Origin of the sequence: Microcoleus anatoxicus (assembly GCF_042465725.1) — a bacterium.
GTDB lineage: Bacteria > Cyanobacteriota > Cyanobacteriia > Cyanobacteriales > Microcoleaceae > Microcoleus > Microcoleus anatoxicus.
The window spans coordinates 3,938,622-3,961,265 of the sequence record NZ_CP120853.1; the positions used below are offsets into that span (position 1 = coordinate 3,938,622).

Genomic DNA, 22,644 nt, shown 5'->3' on the forward strand with positions numbered 1-22,644 from the left:
TAACTGCTTGTTTTATTTACCTATGTGTAACTAAATATGACTCAAGACTTTTCTGGTCAAAATCTCCGAGGACGCAATTTCAAAGGTCAAGACTTAACGGGTGCAAACTTCTCCTACGCAGATATCCGAGGGGCGAATTTTACTGATTCTATCTTGATAGGTGCGATTTTTAGCCATGCTAAAGCAGGATTACCAAGCCAATGGAAATTTTTACTACTAGCATTTTCATTAGTTGTCGCATTTTTAGCAGGATTTGCCGCAGCCGTTGGGGGCGCTTTTGTCGGCTCTTTTCTAGCCACTAAATATGAAAAATTTTTCACCTATCCGGGCATATTTTATTTAATAGCCTGCATCGCTTTTATCAGCCTTCTTATCTTTAAGGAGGTTAAATCAGTTTTTACTTTATCTATGGGCATAGCTTTTACCTTTGTTTTGGTTTTAACATTTAGTTTTGGTTTGTCCGTAGAAGTAGCTGGGCCTGTAGGTTTTGCTTTAGTTTTAATTTTAATTTTGGCTTTTATCTTTGCTTTAGCATTAGCTTTAACTTTTGCAGAAGTTGTAGCTGAAAAGTTTACTTTTGCTGTGACTTTGACCTTGTGTGGCTCGGCGATCGGGCTTTTACTTGTAACTTTTGCTCCCAAATTTGCAGACGTGAGGGCTGGGGCTGCAATTGGGATGCTATTTGGTACTTATAGTGTTACTTTTATATCCACTTATATTAGCTGGAGAGCTAAAGCTGAAGACATGAGATTTTTATGGCTAAAAAATCTAGCCGTCGAATATGCAGCTATAAAAGGTACTTACTTTCAAGGAAGCGATTTAAATCATGCTAATTTTACGCAATCAACTCTTAAAAATACTGATTTTAGCAACGCAAATTTGACGCGCGCTTGGTTTAATAATACAGAAAAATTAGATCGCGCCAGAGTAGATAAAACTATTTTAGCGAACCCATTGATTCGAGACTTACTGGTCACTGGCAATGGCGCTGGAAAATCTTATATTGGCGCTAATCTCAAAGGAGCCAATTTGATAGGATCTGACCTAAATAGCGCTAATCTAAAAGGAGCTAATATCAGTGAGGCTAATTTCCAAGCCGCTAATTTAGAAGCGGCAAATTTAACGCTCACTGAAGCAATTGGCACTGACTTTACCAGCGCTCAAATGACAGGTGCTTCCCTTGAAGCCTGGAATATAGAAAGTAATACTAATTTGGATAATGTCGATTGTCGATATATTTATCTTTTAGAATCTTCAAAGCCCGGAACCGATGACCGCGAACGCCGTCCCAGCAGTGGCGAATTCGCACCGGGAGAATTTACCAAATTATTCCAAGAAGTCCTAACTACTGTTGATTTAATTTTCCGCAACGGCGTTGACTGGAAAGCCTTTATCCCCGCCTTCCAACAAGTGCAAGTTGAGAATGAAGACACCGAACTCACTATCCAAAGCATCGAAAACAAAGGTGATGGAGTTGTGGTTGTTAGAGTCAGCGTTCCCCCAGATACCAACAAAGAAAAGATTCATAGGGAATTTACTCAAAACTACGAAGTTGCACTCAAAGCCATAGAGGAAAAATATCAGGCTAAACTAGAAAGTAAAGATGAGCAGATTACGGTTTATCGCCAGCAGCTAGAAGACTCTCGTCAGAGAGAGATTCAGCAAAGTTCCAATATGGAAAAAATTATTGATATCCTGGCGAAACCTGCCCTTAATATTCCCGTTAACGAGTCTGAAGTTCAAGCCATAGCCGAAGGGCCAACAGCGGTTAATTTAGTTATCCTCACACTGCTATCTGGTGATTTTGAAACGGGATTTCCCTTTGTTATCGCTCAAATTTGGACTGAGGATGAAAGATTGCCTACTCAACATTCCGGTCAGTTGCCACCAGCACCAGATCTAGTAGAATTTTATCATCTTTGGCATTCACAATATAACCGTTTTATAGAACCTCTCCAATCGAGTCGTATGGAGAGAAAGCAAGGTAATCTAACCAATTTTTCTCAAGTAGAAATTCATAAATTAGCTGAAGAGTTAGAGGAAAAACTAAATAAATGGCTCAATGCCGAGCAATTTATACCCATCGATCGCATCTTGCGCGAAAAATTCAACCGTTCTGATGAAGTGCGAATCATCATTCAATCTCAAAGCTCTGAAGTGCGGAAACTACCCTGGCATTTGTGGGATTTTCTCAAGCCTTACCGCAAAGCTGAAATTGCTTTAAGTTCACCTTTTTACGATCGACCTTTAAAAACTGCTGTTACCAGAGACAGAATCAGAATTTTATCAATTTTGGGCTGCGATAAAGAAATTAATCTGAATAAAGACCAACAGTTACTAGCACAGTTAGATGCAGAAACATCCTTTCTTGTCAAGCGTAACCGCCAAGAATTAGATGAACGATTGTGGGATGAAAAAGGTTGGGATATTCTCTGTTTTTCTGGTCACAGTTCCAGCGAAATGGATAGCAGCACGGGTTATATTTATATCAACGATACGGATAAGCTAAGCATTCCCGATCTAAAAAATGCTCTCAGCACAGCTATTGAACGCGGCTTGCAAATTGCAATTTTCAACTCTTGTGACGGCTTAGGATTAGCGAATCAACTGGCTGAATTACACATTCCACAAATTATTGTTTTTCGAGAACCGGTGCCGGATGTAGTTGCACAAGAATTCTTGAAAAACTTCCTCACCGCCTTCGCCAGCGGTAAATCTTTCTATCTAGCAGTAAGAGAAGCGCGGGAGAGGTTGCAAAGTCTAGAAGATCGCTTTCCTTGTGCTTCGTGGTTGCCGGTTATTTGTCAAAACCCCGCCGAAGTGCCGCCGACATGGCACTCTTTACGCCATAAATCTTAATGCTCGATGTTGCTTACAAAGCTTTTTATAATGTCAGATCCAAGTAAAACTATTGATGTACAATAATCGCGTCTCGGCTCATTTCAATCAGCGAGTGCTGACTAAACAATTGAACCAACTGAGGCAAATTACTTTGAAACAGTGCCTCAAGCTCTGCATTTGTGATATTGCCAGTAGTCACCAACAGTAACTTATAAGGTTCTTGGCGAATCAAAAAAGTATCAAAAAAATCTGAATCTTTAGTAATAACGACTCTTGAATCCTGAATAGAGATAGTATTAATTTCTGTATCAGATGTTGCGTTTTTTAAGGGTAAATCCCTGGTATGAATCGTATCATAACTAGCCCCTTGTAAAAAACGAGCTAAACGCAGTGGTAATTGAGCATCTACAATAAACTTCATCGGGCAATTTTATAAATACTTTTCACCTGAGTTAACCGAGTAGCAAATAGTAAAGCCGCCAAAATATCATCCCGTTCTAAATCATCATAGTCTGCTAAAATCTCTTCCATACTCATCCCAGAGCTCAGTAACTCTAAAATAAACTCTACAGGATAACGCAATCCCCGAATGCAGGGTTTGCCATGACAGATATTTAGATCGATAGTAACTCGCTGCAAAAGTGAGTGATTCATGGTAGCGTTCATCAACTGAATTAATTATAGCAACCTATCTGTCAAAACCCTGCCGAGGTGTCCCAAGCTGGTACTAGCCCCCAAAATCCCTAACACCTCCCAAAAAACAACTTCCCAACCAAACTGCATAAATTTCCCAAATCCCCACGATACATATATAGCAAACCATACAGCCCCCCCAAGGAGGTACTCATGCCCCACCCTACTCCAGATAGCCCCGTTTCTGGAAAACCCCTACTCCAAATACCCCTCCCAATCCCCAACTTCCCATCCTTACTGAAGTCGCCGCCAAAAACTTCGGCCATTTCCTCATGGCATAATTTGCCCGATCGCGATCGATATAACTTCAGCCACTCAAAATTGATCTGGGAGTAGTCACTAGAATGACACATAGAATGACAAACATAATCGATCGATTTTCGACTTACTATCAAGTCAATTCCCATCCTCACGCAGTGCAGGATTGTCGGTTAAGACAAAATCTAAGACGCTTGCTGCAACAGCATCCAGAGCTAAATGATGAAACAGTTTTACTGAAATATTTCTGCAACCAAGCTGCTAATAATAACTCGAACTCATTAGCGAAATATCATCTACTTGCTTATGTGGATGTTGCTTGCTATTCGGCGGCGAAATCCACTTACGAAGCCTTCCAAACACCGGAGCTGACTTTTGCAGATTATTTGCAAATTGCCAAACTTTATATGGTTGACAGAGCGGTAGAATTGTGCACTAAGTTCGATCGCACCAAAAGCCAAATCGAAACCTATCTCAGTCAGCGTCTCAAGGACGCTATTATGAGCGAAGTGCGTAAAAACCAAGGAACAGAAAGGCAAAGTAACTGGGGACTGCTACGGAGAACCTCGAAAAAAGGTCTGAAAAGTGCTTTGCAAAACTGCGGAATTCCAGAGTCAAAATTATCCCGTTGCCTCCTAACTTGGCAAGCTTTTTTAGCAGTTTATGCCCCAGTTAAAGCAGGCATAAATCAGCGATTACCGGAGCCAACAGCGGAACAATGGGAGGCGATCGCCCAATTTTGCACCGAACAACAATTCTCCCACTCCATTCAACCATTCACGGTGCCAGAAGTCAAAGCATTGTTGCAAACTTGTGTTGAGGCACTGCGGGAATCTACTCGTATTCAATTTCATGCCCTGGATGCAGAAAACCCAGAGTTAGAATTAGAAATTAACAATCGATTCGAGGACGAAGTATGGTATGGAGAGCAAGATGCTGCAAGAGGCGATCGCCTGCAACAGATGACAACTGAATTAGCAAGTGCGATCGTCTCCCTCTCTCGTGACTTTCCTAATGCCAGAAAAATGTTAATCTTGGAACATGGCTTTACTGGATTTAACCAAAGTTACATCGGTAAAGAATTTGGCATCAAGCAATATAAAATTTCGCGACAGTTAACTAGCTACAAAAAATATCTGTTAACAAGTTTGGTGAAGTGGAGTCAAACCCAAGCAAATGTTACCTTGAGTGTAGAAGATGTCGATCGCCTATCAATTCTGCTTGATGAATGGCTGACTTGGTATTGCCAAAACGCGATTCTGTACAAATTCTTGGAAACCACCTTAAAGCTGCATCCAGCCCTGAAGTTGGAAATTACCCTGTTGTGCCGCTACTATGGATGTGAGAGAGTAGACGAAAGAGCGATCGCCCACAATCTTAACATAACACCAACTGAATTGCAAGGAAAATTAGTGCAAGTTAAAACAACTTTGCAAACGGAATTACACAATTGGTTGTACCAAATTATTGCACTCAAACCCTGTTCTCTCAGCGCGATCGATAAGTCATCAGCATTGTTAGTAGAACAATTTTTAGCCAATGCCCCCTACGCCCTGTTAACAGTAGAACGGAGATAATTACAATGACATTAACTTTAGGACAATTAAGCCTAGCCTGTCCCCATCAACTCTGGCTAGAGTTTTCCGAAAGCCAACAGAAAATAGCTTTGTCTGCAACCCAAAATTACTCCTATGAAGCAGCACTTCATCGCGCTTTCTTAAATCGGCTAACCCTGGCAGTTTTGTCACCGGAATTTTCAGCCGCATCCGAAACCTCTGTCCAACTTGCATCCTCAGAAAACCTGTGGGAATTTGTGACTGGTTTTGCCTTGAATTTGGGCAAAAGTCGCCTAGTAATCATTCCCAGTGAAACCATCGATACTGATGAATTTTCCGTGCCTCAAGAATGGGTGGATATTCCTGCATTAGCGGCGGATTATTATCTGGCTGTGCAGGTAAATTTGGAGGATGGATGGTTGCGGGTGTGGGGTTTCACTACCCATCGCAAACTGAAAACTGAAGGGAGATATGATGCGGGCGATCGCACTTATTCCCTCGACTCAGAAGATATCTTTGAAAACCTGAATACTCTGTGGGTTTCTCAGCAACTTTGTCCTGCCCAGAAAGCCGAAATTCAACCGTTACCGACATTATCTCATAACCAAGTAGAAAGGTTCATAGGTGACTTGGGCAAACCTTCACTTTATTCACCTAGATTGAAGATGCCCTTTGCCCAGTGGGGTGCGCTGTTAGCTGCTGATAATTTTAGGGAACAGCTTTATCATCGGAGAATAGGGAAGGAATCTGCCATGCAAAAAGTTGTGAATTTGAGTGAAGGTATTTTCCCTAAAATGTGGTTGTTGTTGGAGGAATTAGTGACAGTTAATAGTGTTAATTTTGCATCAGCTAGAGGGGGAAGTCGAACGGGAGGAAATGAGGGCGATCGACAGGCTCAAGCACGGGGTAGAATGATAGATTTAGGAATTCAATTAGTCGGTCATCCGGTGGCATTAATTGTCTATTTTACTCCTGAATCAAACAATAAATGGAATATCCTTTTGCAGATAAGGCCCGGTGGTGGTCAAACTTACTTGCCGCCGGAGGTGCAGATGATTGTGTTGGATGATACGGGTGAGGTGTTTTTGGAAGCGCGATCTAGAAGTGCTGATAATCGGATTCAATTGGAGTTTAGCGGTGAGCCTGGGGAACGGTTTAGTGTTAAAGTAGCTTTAGGCGATGCGAGTATCGTGGAAGATTTCGTAATTTAAAGGATGCGGCAGGTTTACTATGAACTATCAGGAACGAATTACGATCGAACCGGGCAAGCGAAGTGGTAAACCTTGCATTCGCGGAATGCGAATCACTGTTTACGATGTGCTGTCTTATCTGGCATCGGGAATGAGTTACCAAGAGATTCTTGAGGATTTTCCTTATTTGACTCAAGAGGACATTTTAGCTTGTTTGAGCTATGCAGCCGATCGCGAAAGACAAACATTATTAGTTCAGCTATGAAACTACTGTTCGATCATAATCTCTCACCCCGATTAGTTAATCGGCTTGCAGATATTTTCCCTAACTCAAATCATGTAGATAACTTAGGATTAGCGCAAGTAGATGATAGTGATGTATGGCTTTATGCACAAAATAATGATTTTGCGATCGCCACCAAAGATAGTGACTACAACGAGCTTCTGATGTTACGTGGTTTTCCGCCTAAAATCATTTGGCTCAGACGCGGTAACTGTTCTACTTCAGAAATTGAAGCGATACTCAGAAGGCATATTACTGATATTCAAACCTTGTTTGATGATTCATCGGTGGGAATATTAACCCTATATTGAGGTATTTGGGAACCATGTGTAAGTCCTGTTTAGGCGATGCGAGTATCGTGGAAGATTTCGTAATTTAACACCAAATTCGACTTAAAGACCCCCTTTATTTCTTAGTCTGCGGAGGCAGACTTCGTTTTTGTAGTAGCGGTTTCAACCGCCGAGTCATAAATTATAAATGGGGTAAAAAACTCATATTTCGTATAACCAAGAGTAAAGGATAAGTTATGGATAAATTAGTTGTTTTCAATCTGGGAGAAGGAGACTTTAAACAGGGTTTTCCTGTGACGTTGCAAGTGTGGGAAGAGGGCGGATTCCTTACATCCTTCGTAGGAAAACTCCCGGCATCTGCGATCGATTTCCTGTATGATAAATGGCAGTCAGATTACCGCCAAAAGGTATCTGGCAGAATGATACCAACACCAGGACGAGTTAGTAACTATTCAGATACTGATTTAACAGGCAACAGCCATATTTTAAAAGCAGAGTTAAATAACTGGCTCAATTCCGAGACATTTCGCCCCGTAAGAGATAAGTTCCTGACAACAGTAAAATCCAAACATACTGTGCGGGTGATTATCCAGACAGAAAATCCCCGATTGCGGCGATTACCTTGGTATTTGTGGGACTTATTTGTTAAAAATTATCCTTTGGCAGAAATGGCACTTTCTTCACCTACATTTGAACGGGTTGAAAAGTCAGTGCAACCCAAGCCAAAGGTAAGGATATTAGCTATTTTAGGCGATTCCTCTCCCCCCGATCCTCAAACTGGCATCCGCCTTGATATCAATGCCGACAAGCAATTTTTGGAGAATTTACCCGATGCAGAGACCGTGTTTTTGGTGGAACCAAAACGCCACGAATTCAACGAACAACTTTGGGATGAGCGGGGTTGGGATATCTTATTTTTTGCCGGACATAGTACCAGTGAATCTGATGGTACTACTGGGAAGATATATATTAATTCTAAACAATATTTAACAATTGATGATTTAAAACCTGCGCTTCACAAAGCGATTCAACGAGGGTTACAATTGGCGATTTTCAATTCCTGTGATGGCTTGGGAATTGCCAGAGATTTAGCAGAATTGCAGATTCCTCAAATTATTGCCATGCGGGAACCTGTAGCTGATTTGGTAGCTAAAGAATTCTTGAAATATTTCTTGGATTCCTTTTCTAAGGGTCAACATTTATATCTGGCTGTCCGAGAAGCACGGGAAAGGTTACATGGATTAGAAAAAGACTTTCCCTGTGCATCTTGGTTGCCAGTAATCTGTCAAAATCCTGCTGAAAATCCCGTGACTTGGCAAGGGTTGCGGGGAGTTGAAGCGGGGATAAATTGGCGTGATGCGTGTCTGAGAACCATACCAGAACGAGGTAAATTAACCAGTAATTCCCTGGTGGTGAATGATGGATTGAATTTGAATGTCGATGATGTTTATGTACCCTTGGGTTTAGTCGAGAGAAAGCAGAAGCCTAAGCCAGACAAACAAACTACACCCGACAAAGGCTCCAAATTATACGCTGCAAAAACTCCATCAAAATCCCAAGAAGCAGGTGAAAATTATGTTGCAGAAACTCAGTATGAAGTCACCAAAACATTTAAAAATGATGAGTTTTTTGGGGAAGTATTAAAACAAGGAAAAACTGAGAAAAGTAAGGGCAAACGCATTGCCATTATTGGCGAACCTGGTGCAGGAAAAACGACGCTTTTGCAAAAAATCGCCGATTGGGTCTTGGCAGAAACTGAAGTTGTGCCGATTTGGGTTTCCTTAGCGGATTTGGGTAAATTCAGTTTGGAAGATTATCTACTGCAAAAGTGGCTGAAAATTGCCTTAAATGTAGCAGATGTCACGGCTCAAATGCGCCAAGATTTGGTGACGCTGTTTAACAACCATCAAGTTTGGTTATTACTGGATGCTGCTGATGAGATGAGCGCGGGCAATCCTTTGGATGAGATCAAATCGCAATTGCGGGGATGGATTGCTGAGGCGCGGGTGGTGTTGACTTGTCGCTACAATGTGTGGGATGCGGGGAAAAATGCTTTAGCTGATTTTGATGTTTATCGCAATTTAGATTTTGATGAAGAGGAACAAATTCCCCAGTTTATTAGAAGTGTTTTTCAGCAGTCAGATTTAGGAGAAAGGTTGTGTCAGCAGTTAGCTAAATCAGAAAATACGCGGCTGCGGGATACGGTGAAAAATCCTTTGCGGTTGACGTTGTTATGTCTGGCTTGGCACATCCGTCAAGGAGATTTTACTACTAAAACTCAGGCGGATTTATACGCGCAGTTTACCGAGGCGGTGTATGAGTGGAAGCGCGAGAAATTCCCCACAACTTCCCAGCAGCGACGGGAGTTAAATAAAGCTTTGGCGACGTTAGCTTTGCGGGGAATGGAAGAAGAAGAGTCGCGGTTTCGGTTGCGTCAGGGTTGGGTGCGGGAGGTTTTGGGGGAAGCGGATGAGCCTTTGTGTGAGTTAGCTTTGCAGTTGGGTTGGATTAATCGGGTGGGTGTGGCGGCGGAAAGGCCAGAGGAACAGGTTTATGCTTTTTATCATCCCACTTTTCAGGAGTATTTTGCGGCGTTGGGGGTAGATGATTGGGGTTATTTTTTACATCATGTACCGGATAATCCTGGGTTGGGAATTTATCGGATTTTTGAGAAGCAGTGGAAACAGGTGATTTTGCTATGGTTTGGACGGGAGGATGTGGAGAAGGAGAAGAAAGAAGAGTTTATCGATGGCTTGGTAGAGTTTCAGGATGGATGCGGGAACTTTTATAAAAAATATCAAGCTTATTTTCTCGCGGCTGCGGGAATTGCTGAATTCAAAACCTGTAAAAGATCCCAGGAGATAGTAGCACAGATTGTTCATTGGGCTTATGGTTATTTTAATGCAGGCAAAGACAGATGGGTGATGTTTTCCCAACCTATTCAGGAAGGGGCAAAAGCAGTATTAGGAGAAATAGATAGGCAAAGAGCGATCGCCCGTGTAATCCAACTACTAGATGAAAATTCAGATGAATATACCCGTAAAATTGTTGCGATAATCTTGGGCAAAATAGCAGCGAAAAATGAAGGGGCAATTGCCCGTTTAATCCAACTTCTGGATGAAAATTTAGATGAATATACCAGTTGGATAGTTGCCGAGAGTTTGGGTAAAATAGCAGTGGGAAATGAAAGAGCGATCGCCCGCTTAATCCAATTCCTGGATGAAACTTCAGATAAAGATACCAGTTCGATAGTTGCCCATAATTTGGGTAAAATAGCAGTGGGAAATGAAAGAGCGATCGCCCACTTAATCCAACTTCTGGATGAAACTTCATCTGAATATACCCGTAGGGATATTGCGGAAATTTTTAGTAAAATAGCAGTTAAAAATGAAGGAGCGATCGCCCGCTTAATCCAGCTACTTGATGAAACTTCATCTGAATATACCCGTTGGATTATTGCAAAAAGTTTGAGTAACATAGCAGTGGGAAATGAAGGGGTAATCGCCCGCTTAATCCAACTACTTGATGAAACTTCAGATCAATATATCCGTAGGGATTTTGCCGAAATTTTTGGTAAAATAGCAGTTAAAAATGAAGGGGCTATTGTCCGTTTAATCCAGCTTCTGGATGAAACTTCATCTGAATTTACCCGTAGGATTGTTGCGGAAGTCTTTGGTATAATAGCAGTTAAAAATGAAGGAGCTATTGTCCGTTTAATCCAACTTCTGGATGAAACTTCAGATGAATACACTCGTTTGAGAGTTGCGGAAATCTTTGGTAAAATAGCAGTTAAAAATGAAGGTGTTATTGTCCGTTTAATCCAACTTCTGGATGAAACTTCATCTGAATTTACCCGTAGGATTGTTGCCGAAATCTTTGGTAAAATAGCAGTTAAAAATGAAGGGGCTATTGCCCGTTTAATCCAACTTCTGGATGAAACTTCAGATGAATACACTCGTTTGAGAGTTGCGGAAATCTTTGGTAAAATAGCAGTTAAAAATGAAGGGGCTATTGCCCGTTTAATCCAACTTCTGGATGAAACTTCATCTGAATTTACCCGTGGGAGAGTTGCAGAAAGTTTGGGTAAAATAGCAGTTAAAAATGAAAACGCAATTGCTCGTTTAATTCAACTTCTGGATGAAACTTCAGATGAAGATACCCGTGGGACTGTTGCAGAAAGTTTGGGTAAAATAGCAGTTAAAAATGAAAACGCAATTGCTCGTTTAATCCAACTTATGGATGAAACTTTAGATAAATATACCCATGATATAGTCATGGAAAGTTTGGGTAAAATAGCAGTGAGAAATGAAGAAAAAATTGCTAATTTAATCCAACTTCTGGATCAAGTCTCATCTGATTTTATCCGTCGGAGAATTGCAAAAGAATTAGGTGAAATAGCAGTGGGCAATGAAAATGAAGTGGTAATCGCCAGCTTAATCCGACTCTTGGATGAAACTTCATGTGAATCTACCCGTCAGATTATTGCAGAAAGTTTGGGTACAATAGCAGTGGGAAGTGAAAGGGCGATTGCGCGTTTAATCCAACTCCTGGATGAAACTTCATCTGAATCTACCCGTAGGAGAGTTGCCCAGAGTTTGGGTGAAATAGCAGTGGGAAATGAAAGCGCGATCTCCCGTTTAATCCAACTCCTGGATGAAACTTCAGATGCCAATTTTATCCCAATCCTGGATGAAACTTCAGATAAAGATACCCGTGGGATAGTTGTGGCAATCTTGGGTAACATAACAGTAGGAAATGAATGGAAAATTGCCCGTTTAATCCAACTCCTGAATGAAACTTCAGATAAATATACTACTAGGAGAGTCGCGGAAACTTTAGGTGAAATTATCGCTACTAAACAGCAAGATTTACAGGTATTTTTGGCGCTTAAATTTAATTTAAAATATGAAACTTACAAAAATAAATTTAATATTTACGAACAATCATACGAACTTCTTTGGCAATGCGCTCAAAACCTCACCTACCGAGAATTTTACACCGCATGGAATTATCAATTTAGGAACAGTAATGAGAGCATTTTAGATACTGTTATTATTTGTCCATTTTGTACTTATCACACCCCAAAGGAAAGTGAGTTTTGTGATGCTTGTGGCTATGATTTGCCTACAAATTGGATAGCTGTAGATAATACTATTACTTGTCCAGTCTGTAGCTACAAAAACTCAGAAGGTTCAGAGTTCTGTGATGTTTGTGGTAATGAACTAGGAGTAACCTTACCTACTCAAACTTTAAATGATACTATTATTTGTCAAGCTTGTAGTTATGACAACCCAAATGGAAATGAGTTTTGTGATGCGTGTGGTTATGAACTCCCAGTAATTGTATCATATAATTTTGAAGATACTCTTGATCCACTAATTCAATCTCTCGAAAACCAAATTACTCCAAACTTCTCTCAACTCCAACCAACTCCCCAAACTTACCCACTACCTATCAACATTCAATCCCTAACAGACGAAACAGACACCAGTGCTATTTGCCAAGAACTCTGCACCCAAATTTACTACCTAGCACTCCCCGATACAGACATCCCCACCGCCAACAACTTCGCCGAACTCAAACGCCAGATTCTCACAGCAAAACGCCAACTGCAAAAACGCCACCTAGCCCTAATTCTACATGAATGTACCCCTCATCCAACACTCATCACCTGCTGCCGCAAAATCGCCGATGCTAACCTGGGTTTGCACATCCTCTGGATAACCGACACACCCCTCGATGCACCTTTGCGCGGTTTTCCCCCACAGCAACCTAACCTCCTGGGTGCTCTCCAAACTTGGATAAATGAACTGAGTTAACGGGATGCCAGTATCGTAATTGGCATCAACTATGCAGTAGCTAAAAACTAGGTGCGATCGCTTTCTACGCCAATAGGTTAGAAAGCGATCGCGCTATCAACTCAATACCAAATTTCTCCTTTATAATCCAATACCGTTTACTTAAGACCGCCCTGGGGTAAAACCCTATGAAAAATAGATACTGCGATTGCTTCGTTCCTCGCAATGACCATCTTAAGTAAACCGTATTGATTTATAATCCAATACCGTTCAGTTAAGCCAGATCCCCCCTAGCCCCCCTTAAAAAGGGGGGGACAAGAAGTTGCTGCGAAGTCCCCCTTTTTAAGGGGGATTTAGGGGGATCTCCCCAGCCCAAATGATCGAGCGGTTGAAACCGCCGAGCTAATTTTTTTTCTCTCTCTTAATTCTATCCTGCATAAACTCCTCACCCATTCCCGATAAATAAACAGAAGATGGGAGGTTAGACAATTACTACTCTAACTTCTACCTATATAGACAAACTTATAAAGAGATAGAACTATGACTTTTAATAGTGCAGCTAAAAATAAAACTCAGGCCAGAAACGGACAAATAAAAGCCCAAAAAACATCCGAAATAGTGAAGCTGTCTCAGTTGAATACTTCGGTGGCTATGCTCCTCAGTGCTATCTTTCCCATTGGTGGTTACATCTACACGAGACGCTGGCTTTCTTGCCTGGGTTTTCTGTTAGGAGGATTGGCGGTTTTCACCAACGTTTACGCCACTGAACCGGAACAGGATAAAACTAATTCAATGGTATGGACTTTCTGTGCGCTATACGGCTCTACTGTTGCACCGATCGATAATGCTCGTGCGATCGTCCGTGCCCGCAAAAGAGTAAGCCATCTCAAGCTCCATCGCACCATAATTGTATACTTACAGCGCGATGAGTTTGGGAAGTGGGAGCAAAAGTTGTTGACTACTATTACATGAGCAACGGCTAAAAAAAACAGAATACCAAGAGCCCCGACTTCCGGGCCTGAAGTCGGGGCTTTGGGGGATCACGGGAATAACGGTCGAGTGATGGGTGAAGTGGCGATCGCGGCGGATATTCACCATGTTACCAGTGTCGCGGTGAAAATGGCTCTGTCGCTGCTGTTGCCGGAGGATGCTGAGGTGAAACTTAAAGGTTTCTTGAATCCGGCGATCGATGGGGGATTAAATTATCTCACGCTGTCGATGGTTCCCGATTACTGGTTTTATCCGGGCGTGTTTGGAGATACGCCGGGACAGTACGCTTATCAAAGCGTTTGGTTGACAGCAAAAAGTCGGGAGGAATGTCCCGTCTGTGGTAGCGTACACCATCGGGTTGACCCGCGATCGATCGCGCTCCGCAGCGTGCAAGCGGATGGAATTCGGGCTGCATTGAACGCTTCTCGTTCTTAAGTCGAAGCTGAATATTATTGATGCGATAGAAAGCCCCAGGGGAACAAATGCTTTCCTCAGGGGCTTTCTGCTGCGATCGTCTGGTAATGTAGAGGTTGGGGGGAATGTTTGAAAAATTGGGTAAAAAGGGCGATCGGACTTTTTTGTCATCGGCGCTTACAAAAGTTAATCTATGGGAAAATTAATTGTGATCCGATTGGGTGAAGGGAGTTTCAAGATAGGTTTTCCAGTTTTCCTGCGAATTGCGGAAGATGGCAAGCCGTACCACAATGAGCTAGATGCCCGTTTACCTCCAGATCCAGAACTCGACAGATTTTATGAAAACTTAAAGGAACACGGCTTTAAAGCTAATCTCAAGGACAAATACAAGCCTTTAAATGCAAAAAAACTTCTTAATGATTGGCTTTCATCTTTGCAATTTCTCGAAAAATGGCACGAATTAAAAACTGATTGCACATCTCAGGATATTATTCGAGTTATTCTCCAAACTTCCGACAGCGATTTGGCAAAGCTTCCCTGGCATCTCTGGAATTTATTTGAAAATCATCCCCTAGCCGAGATGGCTTTTAGCTTGTCAGAATACAAAATTCAGCCTTGTTACTCAACCAGAACAGAAGTCAGAATTCTAGCAATTCTGGGAAATAGTCAAGGAATTGACACTACTGTAGATGAACGAGAATTCAAGCAATTATCCCTTGAAACCTGCTTTTTGCCAGAAAAAGACCAGGAAACTATTTTTAGGGAATTGAGAGATGAAAAATCCTGGGACATTTTATTTTTTGCAGGTCATAGCAAAACAACAGACGGAGAAGGTATTCTTTCTATTAATCAAACAGATACAGTCAAAATTGAAGATTTAGAAAATGCTGTAAAACAAGCCGTTCGCAAAGGGTTGAGACTAGCTATTTTTAACTCTTGCGATGGTTTGGGTTTAGCAAAAACTCTAGCTAGTTGGAACGTTCCCCAAGTTATTGTCATGCGGACACCAATACCCGATGAAGTCGCACACAAATTTTTGAAATTTTTTCTAGAAGCTTTTGTAAAAAATGAAAAAACTTTATATTTAGCCTTGCGACAGGCTAGAGAAAATCTCCAAGGATTAGAGGGACAATATCCTCTAGCCAGTTGGTTGCCAGTGATGTACGATCAATGTTTTACTGTAGAAGCTTCGCCAACTTGGAAACAATTACGGAACACTACCGCAGAAGAAACAAAAACGCTAACCAATTCACCTCAACCTCAACAATCTCATGATAAACTTCACCAATCTTTACAGCGGTTAAATTATCATCATCAAGTTAAATTGTTCCGAACATTTGTTGAACAGCATCCCATCGGTGCTTATTTGATTCACGGCGAAGAAGACAGCGGTCAAAAATGGCTGTTGAATCGGCTGCTGAAGCAGGTTCCTAATTGGACAAATGCCAAAGTAATTTCAGTCACACTCAATAGAAAATCTCGCGCTACTTATACGAAAGCTTTGTGGCAAGAACTAGGCGGTCGTGTGGGTTTAATTAATCAACCTTCACAGACACAAATTATAGATAAAGTTGCTCAATTGTGTCAAAATAGAACAGTGGTTTTAATTTTCGATAGACTTGATGAAATGCCAGAGGAATGTATGAGTCAATTTATGGGACAATTTTGGCTGCCTCTGGTAAAAAGCGTCTCCGGCGTAACTCAATCGCCGTCTCGCTTACTAATGTTTTTAATTGACCATAGCGGTTGTGTTGAAGACTGGAATCTAGATTTTGCTGAAACACTTTACCCAAGTTGGGAACCGCACATTCCCGTTAAGCTACCTAAAATTACTCTACTATGCGAAAAAGATTTACAACCTTGGATTGAAAATTCTATCGATGAGTTACCCCTTAAACTGACTAACCAAGTCGAGGAAATAGTCCGAGATATTCTTGAAAGCAGTGAAGGCGGCTTGCCTCAACTAGCTCTGTACAAAATTTGTGATTTGTGCGATTGTAATTGGTATGAGTGGGAGAAAGTATGGCTGAAACACTGAACAGAGAAGGCTTGAAATACACAGGTAAAGTACAGCCTCAACTAGGAGAAATCGATGAAAACGGTCAAATATTTTATCCTTATCTTCCTGACGACGATTTAATTGAAGCTGTTAACTTAGCCATTCAATTAGAACGTCCCCTGCTGATTAAAGGAGAACCTGGGTGTGGCAAAACTAAGTTAGCCCGTGCTGTTGCTTATGAGTTAGGACTGCCTTATGAAACTTGGAATATTAAGTCTACAAGCAGGGCAAAAGATGGACTTTATACCTACGATGCTGTGGGGCGTTTGCGGGATGCTCAATTAGCGGCGGCCGGCCGCCTCAGCGAAGATAAAATTCAGGCAATTGATAAATCTGAGACTTACATTAAATGGGGGCCGTTAGGGCGATCTTTTCTGAAAGAACAAACGACGGTGGTGCTGATTGATGAAATAGATAAGGCTGATATTGACTTTCCTAACGATCTGCTTTTGGAACTTGATGAACAGCGGTTTGCGATCGAAGAAACGGGAGATAAAATTCAAGCTAAGGCAACACCGATTGTGTTTATTACTAGCAATGATGAGAAAGATTTGCCCGATGCTTTTTTGCGCAGGTGCTTGTTTCATTATCTTGAATTTCCCAAGCGCCAGCAGTTAATTGAAATTATCAATGCTCACTTTGTGGCATCTCCTGAAGCGCTAGTAAATGCAATCATTGACAGGTTTTTACAGTTGCGCGAGGAGATGCGGAAAGACAAGGGAGAAGCTGGCAAAAAAGTTAGTACCAGTGAATTAATGGATTGGTTTCGGATACTGCGCCACTATCCTGAAGATCGGGTTCTGGATGAATTGGGTAAAAAACTTTTGTATCCGGGCGTGCTGTTGAAAAGCTGGGATGATTACAATCGCTATGCTAAGCAAAGGCGGGCTGGGGGTGAATTGTGATTAAACATCTGAGTTTTGATTTAGCAATTACCGTTGATGAAGCACTGGCAATTGTAAAGTCTGTAATGGATGGCGAGCGTTTTACCGAAGTTCAAGAAATTGTCTTTCGCCTGTCTTGGGAAGGAAAATCCTATCAGGAAATGGCCCAAATTAGCGATCGTGCACTGGATTATATCAATGATGTTGGAGCTCAACTCTGGAAGCAACTTTCAACATCATTTGGCGAAAAGGTTAGCAGAAGTAACCTTCAGTCAGTCATCAAGCGATATTTAAGAAGCAGGCAGGATGAGCCGGATGTTTTGCTTCTGAACGATGATTCTATTCTGAAGAAGTCTATTATGGACGAACTACCCCTGATTGAGCTTTTTAGTCAACTGCGAGAAGCTGGATTTCCCCTTGGAATCGATGAATATAAGCTGTTACTGGAAGCTTTACAAAAGGGGTTTGGAACGAGCGATCGCACTTCTTTATACCGCCTGTGCAAAACTTTATGGGTAAAATCTGCTGAGGATAAGCGCCTATTTGACTATCACTTTGAATTGATTGTCAAAGAGAGTCAGGAAACTATACCAGCAATCCCAGAAAAACCAGAGATTTCTGCACCGGAAACAGAGGATTCTGGTATAATTGAAACAGCACCAAAACTAACTGAGCAAACAAGCGAACCTATTATATCTGCCCCGCATCCAGAATTGATAGAGGCAATAGAAGATGAGGTGCAAGCTGCAAAAGCAGTGATGCAAGCTACTAATAAATATGAGGCAATTTCCGATCGCCAGTTTATCCTGACATCCGAATATTTTCCAGTGACGCGGCGGCAGATGAAGCAAAGTTGGCGTTACTTGCGCCGTCCCGTGCGGGAAGGGCCGCCTGTAGAATTGGATGTGGAAGCCACAGTTAACCAGATTGGGCGACAGGGCATTTTGTTAAGTCCGGTGTTGGTGCCGCGCCGTATAAATCGATCGCAATTACTGTTATTAATCGATCGCGACGGTTCGATGGTACCCTTCCACGATTTGTCCCAGCGGTTGGCGGAAACAGCGGTACGAGGCGGGCGTTTGGGGAATGCTGGCATTTATTATTTCCAGAATTGTCCGGTGGATTATCTATACCATGACCCCTATCAGTTGGAAGCCGAGAAAATCGATCGCTTGCTTGCTAACTTGCGGCCTGAGAAGTCTGCTATGTTAATTTTTAGCGATGCTGGGGCGGCTCGCGGGGGTTACAGTGAGGAAAGGGTGGAGTTGACGGCGGCGTTTCTCCAGCAAATTAAGGCAAAGGTGCGGTATGTAGCTTGGCTAAATCCGATGCCGGAGTCGCGCTGGGAGGGGACGACGGCGGGTAAGGTGGCGCGTTTAGTGCCGATGTTTGAGATGGCGCGGCGGGGATTGCAAGATGCGATCGGCTTGTTGCGGGGAAAAAGTCAGAGTTCGGTTTTTGTTGGGACTGAATAAGGGGGATGAGATGAAACCTGAAGTAGCCCGCAGACGGATTGAAGCTTTCGAGAGGCGTTTTGGAAAAACGCACTTAACTTTTGCGTGTCATGCAGCGTTTCCCTTGGCTTTGACACCGGATTTATTATACAAGTTGTGGGCTAATTTCCAGCGAGATATTCACGGATTTGTGTTAGGAATTCCTTGGGTAGCTGTGGCGGATTTGCTACTTTCGAGTTTGTGCGATGAGGTAGGGCGAGAACTCTATGAGATGGATACAGCGGTGCGAAATTCGCTGTTGAATCGGTTGAAAGAGAATGATAATTTTGGGCCGCAGCGGATTAATGAGTTGTCTGATTTTCTATTAGTTTATGTGCGACAGCAACTTCAAAGTAATGACCAAGAGGTGCGAGATTTTGCTCAGGCTCAGCGGTGGACTGCTTTGGCCTATACCAGACCGAGTGAGGCGGCGCAGGAACTAAAAGCGACCCTCGAACAAGCCTATCAACAGGATAGGGCAGAGCAAGTACGACTTGCATTTTTGGTAGAAACTTTTGCCGAACCTCTGGCTGAATTTGAGCCGCTATTAGTTTATGCCCGTGAGATAGGGAAGTTGGCACCGAGTGATTCAGTCGGCGCTGTTACTGAAGTTAGCAAGGCATCGCCAGAAAACAGCCAACAAAAGTATGCTCAGGAAGTATTAACCATCAACCCATCTTCTCAAAAAGAGCCTACAGAAAACAATGTTGTAGGAATAAAAACTGTTATTCTGACCATAGGAGATGGGGATTTTGAAAGCGGTTTTCCAGTTGTAATGAAGATTTTCAAAGCTAACGAGCTGTCTCCTGTTCAACAATTAATTGGAAACTTACCTCCGGCTCCAGATATTTACTCATCCTATTGTGATTGGGACTCATATTACCGAAATTATCCTTTTGGTTGCCATAGAATGGTAATAAGAAAAATATCAAAGAGTCCGACTAATTTCTCTTATTATGAGATGAATGAAAAATTACAAAATAGCATCAACAACTGGCTCAAATCTGAATCATTTCTTCATTGTGTTGATTCGCTACGCATGAACATATCACCAACTGATGAAGTACGAGTGTTCATTGAAACTGAGAACCACGTATTACAGCAATTGCCCTGGCATCTTTGGGATTTCTTTCAAGATTATCCCAAGACTGAAATCGTTTTCAGTTTGCCTCGATATTCTCGATATACAAAAATCAAAAAATCAACGTCTAGAAAAAACAATGGAGTCAGAATTTTAGCTTGTTTAGGTGAATCTACAGGAATAAATGTGGATGTAGATAGAAGCTTACTCGAACAATTACCTAGTGCAGAGATAGTATTTTTAGTAAAGCCAAGTCGCGAGGAACTTTCTGAGATCCTTTGGGAGGCACAAGGTTGGGATATTTTCTATTTTGCAGGTTTTAGTTCTAGTGATAGTGATGGTAGTAATAGTCAAATTTCTTTGAATCCAACAGATACTTTAACGGCAAATGACTTAAAAAATGCACTGGAAAGAGCTATGGGACGCGGTTTAAAATTAGCTATTTTCAATTCCTGTGATGGGTTAGGAATAGCCAATCAATTAGCTAATTTCGGAAGTCTCACAACCATCGTCATGCGTGACTTGATACCCGATGAAGTAGCACACAAGTTCTTTAAACATTTTCTAGAGGCATTTTCAAGCGGTAAATCTTTATACGCTTCTGTGCGAGAAACACGAGAAAGATTGCATGGGTTAGAAGATAGATTTCCTTGTGCAAGTTGGTTGCCGGTGATTTTTCATAATCCAGCCGAAGCACCTCCGACTTGGGAGCCAGCATCTTATGTCTCAATTTTTGATTGATTTACATCCAATCCAGTAGGATATGAATTATTCATCTCTCTATTCTCTTCCTCTGTGTTCTCTGTGTTCTCTGCGGTTAAATCATGACCATGCAACAGTTAAAAATATAAGGTGCGTCGCCATCAGTCAATCACCACATTCGAGTCCATGTCCCCCAGCGACGCACCCTACAAATTAACTAACTGCAAATTAGATTGCGGTGGCTTTTTTTAACCACTCCACAGTTGCTGTATCGCACACCGTTGCCAGCTTCTCCACTACCGCACTATGATATTTATTTAACCATGCCAGTTGGGTCTGTGACAGTCGATCGACATTAATCAATTTCCGGTCAAAGGGAATATAGGTCAGCGGTTCAAACCCATACCAAACCGTATCATTATTTGACCCCATTTCTCTGACAACATAGAGATTTTCGATGCGAATTCCGCCCCATCCCGGTTGATAATATCCCGGTTCTATGCTAGTTACCATCCCCGGTTCTAGGGCGTATTGTACCGATTTGCTGATACCGTTTGGCCCTTCGTGAACGGCTAAAAATGCCCCTACTCCGTGCCCAGTCCCGTGTCCGTAGTCCAGTTGTTGTTGCCATAATACACCACGGGCGATCGCATCTAATTGCGCACCGGTTGTCCCCTTGGGAAATTGCTGCATTGCACAGTTAATATGTGCCATCAAAACCGTCGTGTAGTGTTCTATTTGTAGCGCCGTTGGTTCTCCGATCGCCACGGTTCTGGTATCATCCGTTGTACCCCCTAAATATTGCGCTCCTGAGTCCAGCAACAGTAGTTCCCCTGGTTGCAGCCTCACTTCTGGACTGGGAGTGCCGTAATGTACGATCGAGCTATTGACTCCCGCACCGGCGATCGTTCTAAAACTTAAAGTCTGAAAGTCTGTTTCCTGCTGATAAAATCTTTCGACGGTTTCTTTGACATCAAACTCTGTCAGTATACTACCATTTTCTAGTTGTTCTGTCAACCACTTAAAAGTCCGAGTTTTAGCTCGACTTGCTTTGAAATTCGCAGATTTCATCTGTTCGATTTCCACAGGATTTTTCCGAGCTTTCATCCCTTCGATGGGATTAGTCTCAAAAACTATTTCCACAGCATCTTTCTGTACTTTTTGCTGGTTTAAGATTAACTGATAGGTCCCTGCTGTAGTATGTTTGGGGTCTAAAAGCACCCTAATTTTTTGGGTCGCACTGACACACTTTTCTAAAGTAGACTGGTATTCTGCGTAGGGTAGCAAAGTTACATCCCCAGGCAATTCTTGCTTAACTTCTGCGGCAACTCGCTGGGGGTTGGTCAACAAAAAAGCTATATTGGCAGTGACAATAGCATAGGATATAAAAATCGGAATGTTAGGAATATCCGAGCCTCGGAGATTGAACAGCCATGCTATTTGATTGAGGTTGGTAATCGGTAGCACATCAATATTTGCTTGCTTCATCGCTTCCCTGACTCTGATTAATTTTTGTTCCGTGCTTTCTCCAGTCAGGGATACAGGTAAACTAAATAAGGGAGATTCGTCAATGGCGGGTAAGGTTTCTGTTGTTTGTGCTAGATTGTGCGATCGCACTTTGTCTACTAAATTATCCGATATTGCTATCAGTTCAATTCCCGCCTGCGTCAATTTACTCTGCCAATTTTGATAAGACTCCGCCGACAGAGTAAATGGATCGAAACCTAAACGCAATTTAGGTTGAGTCGCTGTCGATTCCGCTGCTAGTTTTTCTAAAGTTTCAATTAAATTTAAATGACCTTCTAAACCCAGTTTACATATTTCCATTAGTCCCGGAGCGATTTGCAATTCTGCTTGTTCATAGTAGCGGGAATCCACAAACAACCAAGCCGAATTCTTACCCACCAACAAATCGCCGGCGGAACCAGTAAACCCACTAATCCAAGCTCGTCTTTGCTTAGCTGGCGCTACCGATAAATTCAAGTGTTCGTCCACCGCTGAAATGAAATAGCAATCCAAGTTATGCTGTGCCATGAACACCCGCAATTCAGCCAGTTTGGATGCCGTTAATTGCTGAGAATTTGTAGTGGGATTCACATTAGTTGCTACCAT

General features: G+C 42.2%; 16 protein-coding genes. 12 read left to right on the forward strand and 4 right to left on the reverse strand.

The window, feature by feature from the left end; all coding sequences use genetic code 11:
• Positions 1–36 precede the first annotated feature (36 nt).
• On the forward strand, positions 37–2,859 hold the full coding sequence (locus P2A85_RS17100; RefSeq protein WP_377474085.1) for a pentapeptide repeat-containing protein: 2,823 nt from the start codon (positions 37–39) through the stop codon (positions 2,857–2,859).
• 49 nt (positions 2,860–2,908) lie between these two features.
• Here P2A85_RS17100 and P2A85_RS17105 read toward each other — a convergent pair whose 3' ends face one another.
• From P2A85_RS17105 to P2A85_RS17115, 3 genes are all read right to left on the reverse strand, one after another.
• Positions 2,909–3,262 carry a DUF5615 family PIN-like protein gene (locus P2A85_RS17105; protein WP_341735334.1) on the reverse strand — a complete coding sequence of 118 codons (354 nt, stop codon included), beginning with the start codon at positions 3,260–3,262 and terminating at the stop codon, positions 2,909–2,911.
• Positions 3,259–3,495, reverse strand: coding sequence for a DUF433 domain-containing protein (locus P2A85_RS17110; protein WP_341735333.1), 237 nt, complete (start codon positions 3,493–3,495; stop codon positions 3,259–3,261). Before P2A85_RS17110 ends, P2A85_RS17105 begins: the two co-directional genes overlap by 4 nt.
• Positions 3,496–3,584: 89 nt before the next feature.
• Positions 3,585–3,887: a hypothetical protein gene (locus tag P2A85_RS17115; protein ID WP_377474087.1), complete on the reverse strand. Its 303-nt coding sequence runs from the start codon at positions 3,885–3,887 to the stop codon at positions 3,585–3,587.
• Between the two features lie 3 nt (positions 3,888–3,890).
• Between P2A85_RS17115 and P2A85_RS17120 the strand changes: the two genes are divergently transcribed.
• From P2A85_RS17120 to P2A85_RS17170, 11 genes are all read left to right on the forward strand, one after another.
• The gene (locus P2A85_RS17120; RefSeq protein ID WP_377474089.1) at positions 3,891–5,369 is read left to right on the forward strand and encodes a hypothetical protein; all 1,479 of its coding nucleotides are present in this window, start codon (positions 3,891–3,893) and stop codon (positions 5,367–5,369) included.
• 5 nt (positions 5,370–5,374) lie between these two features.
• A complete protein-coding gene (locus P2A85_RS17125) occupies positions 5,375–6,559 on the forward strand; it encodes a DUF1822 family protein (RefSeq protein WP_377474092.1) in 1,185 nt (394 codons plus the stop codon).
• A 19-nt stretch (positions 6,560–6,578) separates the two neighbouring features.
• A complete protein-coding gene (locus P2A85_RS17130; protein ID WP_377474094.1) occupies positions 6,579–6,803 on the forward strand; it encodes a DUF433 domain-containing protein in 225 nt (74 codons plus the stop codon).
• Positions 6,800–7,132: a DUF5615 family PIN-like protein gene (locus tag P2A85_RS17135; RefSeq protein ID WP_377474096.1), complete on the forward strand. Its 333-nt coding sequence runs from the start codon at positions 6,800–6,802 to the stop codon at positions 7,130–7,132. The genes P2A85_RS17130 and P2A85_RS17135 overlap by 4 nt, the downstream gene beginning before the upstream one ends.
• Before the next feature lie 215 nt (positions 7,133–7,347).
• Positions 7,348–12,930, forward strand: coding sequence for a HEAT repeat domain-containing protein (locus P2A85_RS17140; protein WP_377474098.1), 5,583 nt, complete (start codon positions 7,348–7,350; stop codon positions 12,928–12,930).
• Between the two features lie 519 nt (positions 12,931–13,449).
• Positions 13,450–13,881: a hypothetical protein gene (locus P2A85_RS17145; RefSeq protein ID WP_377474101.1), complete on the forward strand. Its 432-nt coding sequence runs from the start codon at positions 13,450–13,452 to the stop codon at positions 13,879–13,881.
• 60 nt (positions 13,882–13,941) lie between these two features.
• Positions 13,942–14,334: a hypothetical protein gene (locus P2A85_RS17150; RefSeq protein WP_377474102.1), complete on the forward strand. Its 393-nt coding sequence runs from the start codon at positions 13,942–13,944 to the stop codon at positions 14,332–14,334.
• Positions 14,335–14,506: 172 nt separating this feature from the next.
• Entirely contained in the window at positions 14,507–16,351 is a 1,845-nt protein-coding gene (locus tag P2A85_RS17155; protein ID WP_377474104.1) for a CHAT domain-containing protein, read from the forward strand.
• Positions 16,336–17,277, forward strand: a complete 942-nt coding sequence (locus tag P2A85_RS17160) for an AAA family ATPase (protein ID WP_377474106.1) — start codon at positions 16,336–16,338, stop codon at positions 17,275–17,277. Before P2A85_RS17155 ends, P2A85_RS17160 begins: the two co-directional genes overlap by 16 nt.
• Positions 17,274–18,731 (forward strand): CoxE, encoded by a 1,458-nt coding sequence (locus P2A85_RS17165; RefSeq protein ID WP_377474108.1) that lies wholly within the window; start codon positions 17,274–17,276, stop codon positions 18,729–18,731. The genes P2A85_RS17160 and P2A85_RS17165 overlap by 4 nt, the downstream gene beginning before the upstream one ends.
• Before the next feature lie 10 nt (positions 18,732–18,741).
• Positions 18,742–20,571, forward strand: a complete 1,830-nt coding sequence (locus P2A85_RS17170) for a CHAT domain-containing protein (RefSeq protein WP_377474110.1) — start codon at positions 18,742–18,744, stop codon at positions 20,569–20,571.
• A 189-nt stretch (positions 20,572–20,760) separates the two neighbouring features.
• Here P2A85_RS17170 and P2A85_RS17175 read toward each other — a convergent pair whose 3' ends face one another.
• A complete protein-coding gene (locus tag P2A85_RS17175) occupies positions 20,761–22,644 on the reverse strand; it encodes an aminopeptidase P family protein (protein WP_377474112.1) in 1,884 nt (627 codons plus the stop codon).